The organism is Mesorhizobium sp. M7A.F.Ca.US.005.03.2.1 (assembly GCF_003997795.1).
Taxonomy (GTDB): Bacteria; Pseudomonadota; Alphaproteobacteria; order Rhizobiales; family Rhizobiaceae; genus Mesorhizobium; species Mesorhizobium ciceri.
In genome coordinates, this window is sequence record NZ_RZRP01000766.1 from 1 (window position 1) to 3,023 (window position 3,023).

Annotated in this window: 4 protein-coding genes; all 4 read left to right on the top strand. The window is 61.9% G+C overall.

What is annotated here, in order from left to right; translation table 11 throughout:
• A partial coding sequence (locus EN991_RS40420; RefSeq protein WP_206519277.1) for a hypothetical protein occupies positions 1-259 on the top strand: 259 nt, incomplete at its 5' end.
• Between the two features lie 264 nt (positions 260-523).
• The gene (locus tag EN991_RS29870) at positions 524-979 is read left to right on the top strand and encodes a hypothetical protein (RefSeq protein WP_082827379.1); all 456 of its coding nucleotides are present in this window, start codon (positions 524-526) and stop codon (positions 977-979) included.
• Between the two features lie 113 nt (positions 980-1,092).
• Positions 1,093-2,160, top strand: coding sequence for an aldo/keto reductase (locus EN991_RS29875; protein ID WP_127370093.1), 1,068 nt, complete (start codon positions 1,093-1,095; stop codon positions 2,158-2,160).
• 51 nt (positions 2,161-2,211) lie between these two features.
• Positions 2,212-3,023 (top strand): cysteine desulfurase-like protein (locus tag EN991_RS29880; RefSeq protein ID WP_127370094.1); only part of this gene is annotated, 812 nt, incomplete at its 3' end.

The window sequence follows — 3,023 nt, forward strand, 5'->3', positions numbered from 1 at the left end:
GTTCAGGATGTCCCGGACCGATCCGGGACATCCTGAACACCGGATGCAGCTAGCGAATGGACATTTCGCGGGCGATGCGGGGGAAGTCGGCCGGCTTGATCCCTATGTCGGCGCGGTCGGCATTGCTCATCGAATGAAGCAGCGCGAGCGCCGAGCGGTATCTCAGATGTTCCTGTGGCCGAGGCCGGGCGAACATTTCAGTGAAGAAACCCATGATTCAAGCCCCAAATTGGTCCTCCACGGCTGCCAATATAGGTGAATCGTGACAATTGTGCAGTGCAGCATTTGCATACCTGCCATGTCTTGGCGATTTTTTTCGCCATTTTCCGCAACCGGGTGAAACTTTTGCTGACGCGCATCGTAGCCTCGAATGCTGGCTGCATGGCTGCCACGAGGCGACGGCTAAATTCATTGAGATCGGTGCCATGCATTTTTAACGAGCCGGTTCTATGCTTCGATACCCGAATGGTCGGGCGAGGGGGAGGCTGACATCGCTACTGGCGCCAAGCGGGATTTCGCTTCGTTGCTCGACGACCTCTTCATCGCCCCCGACAAGAATGGCGAGGACGTAGAGGCCGGCGCTCGTCCATCCATCCCGTTCGACTATCTTTCGGTGGCCGATGAGCTCCATTCCGGTCGCATCAAGGTTTCCGCTGCCGAATATCGCGAGGCAGGCGCGGATCTGGCGACCGAATTCGCCGCTTTGCTCGATCATGCCAAGCTGGCTCTCGCCGGCGAAGAGCCAAAGCCCGAGGAAAAACTGCCGCCGATCGATCCCGAAGCCATCGCCGTCGAACTCGGCCTCAATCAGCCCAAGCAGGTCGCCGATTTCGGCCGTATGCGCCGCAGCTTTGCCTTTGCCAACCATCCCGACCGCGTCGCCCCACATTTGCGCCAGCGCGCCATGATCCGCATGCAAGTGGCCAACATGCTGATCGACGAGGCCAAGCGTCGTGCACTGGCCGGTGCTCGCCGCTAACCCGGCTGGTTCACGCAAAAGTCGGCCTGGCGAGGCTTGGAGAGCGGCTCTGCTTTGCCTATAGATGCGGCTCCTCCGCGCAGTCGCGCCAGCCTTCCTCCGGAGCCGAATCCATGCACAAACGCCGTCTCGGTCGGACTGATCTTCTTGTTACCCAGATCTGCCTGGGCTCCATGACCTGGGGCCAGCAGAACACCGAGGCCGAAGGCCACGCCCAGATGGACCTGGCTTTCTCGCGCGGCGTCAATTTCATCGACACTGCCGAGCTCTATCCGATCCCGCCCAAGGCGGAGACGCAGGGGCGGACCGAAAAGATCATCGGCAGCTGGATGAAGGCCAAGGGCAACCGCGACAAGGTGATCTTGGCCTCGAAGGTCGTCGGCCGCACGGCCAACAGCTGGTTTCGCGGCGACAGGCCGTCGCAACTGGTGCGCGCCGATATCTTTGACGCCATCGACAAGTCGCTGGCCAAGCTCGGCACCGACTACATCGACCTCTATCAGATCCACTGGCCGGAGCGGGATATCCCCTGGGGCGCCAACCCGACGCGCGTCGGCGCCGTGTCGCCACGCGCCGATTCCGTCGGCGCACCGGCCGGCGAAACGCCGATCGCCGAGACGCTTGCCGTGTTTGACGAATTGGTGAAGGCAGGAAAGATCCGGCATTTCGGCCTGTCGAACGAGAGTTCCTGGGGCGTGATGCGGTTCCTTGCCGAAGCCGACCAGGGTATCGGCCCGCGCGTCGCGTCGATCCAGAACGCCTATAATCTCGTCAACCGCACCTTCGAGGTGAATCTCGCCGAGGTCTGCGAGCGCGAGCAGGTGTCGCTGCTGCCCTATTCGCCGCTGGCGCAGGGCTATCTCACCGGCAAGTACGACCACGGCGCGCGGCCTCAGGGCTCGCGCACGCAGCTGTTCAATCGCGGCCAGCGCTACGAGACGCCAGGTGCCGCCGAGGCACAACTCGAATACAATGAGCTGGCGCGCTCCTTTGGCCTGGAGCCGGCACTGTTTGCCAACGCCTTTGTCTCGAGCCGGCCGTTCGTGACCTCGAACATCGTCGGCGCGACGACCGTTGCGCAGCTCGATATGGCGCTGTCTTCCGTCGACGTCGTCTGGACCGACGAAATGCAGAAGGCGGTGGATGCGATCCACCAGCGGGTCGGCAATCCCTGTCCTTGAACGGGGATTGCTGGCCGAATATCCAACGATTACAATGGGAGAAGGGCGGCAATGAATTTTCCGATCGAGGCTATCCGGGGAAAATTTCCCGCTCTCTCTCTGACCGACAAGGGCCGCCGCCGCATCTATCTCGACAACCCTGCCGGCACGCAGGTGCCACAGGCAGTGGCGGATGCGGTATCGCGCTGTCTCTTGACCACCAATGCGAACCTTGGCGGCTACTTCGAAACGACGATTGCCGCGCAGGCCGTCGTCGATGAGGCACATGAGGCCATGGCCGATTTCCTCGGCGCCGCAAGTCCTGAGGAAATCATCATCGGCGCCAACATGACGACGCTGACCTACCACATCTCGCGCACGCTCGGCCGCACGATGCAGCCCGGTGACGAGATCATTCTCACCCGCATGGACCATGAGGGCAACGTCTCGCCCTGGCTGCAACTGGCCGAGGATCACGGCCTCGTCGTGCGCTGGCTGCCGTTCGACGAAACCAGCTGGCAGGTCGAGGAGGCGACGCTGGCTGGCTTGCTTTCGGAGAAGACACGGCTGGTCGCGTTGAACTACGCCAGCAATTTGACCGGTTCGATCAACCGGGTGAAGGCGCTGACTGCGATAGCCAGGAATGCCGGTGCGCTGGTCTATGTCGATGCCGTCCAATTCGCGCCGCACGGCCTGATCGACGTGCAGGAGCTCGGCTGCGATTTTTTGATCTGCTCGGCCTACAAATTCTTCGGACCGCATATGGGCATATTGTGGGGCCGCCGTGATGTCATCGAGACGCTGGAGCCCTACAAATGCCGGTGCTCTTCCAACGGTCTGCCGGAGCGGTTCGAACTCGGCACGCCGCAGATCGAGCTGATGGC

Coding starts and splice junctions, on each gene's coding strand:
- EN991_RS29875 (WP_127370093.1), top strand. CDS start 1,093: ATGCACAAACGCCGTCTCGGTCGGACTGATCTTCTTGTTACCCAGATC.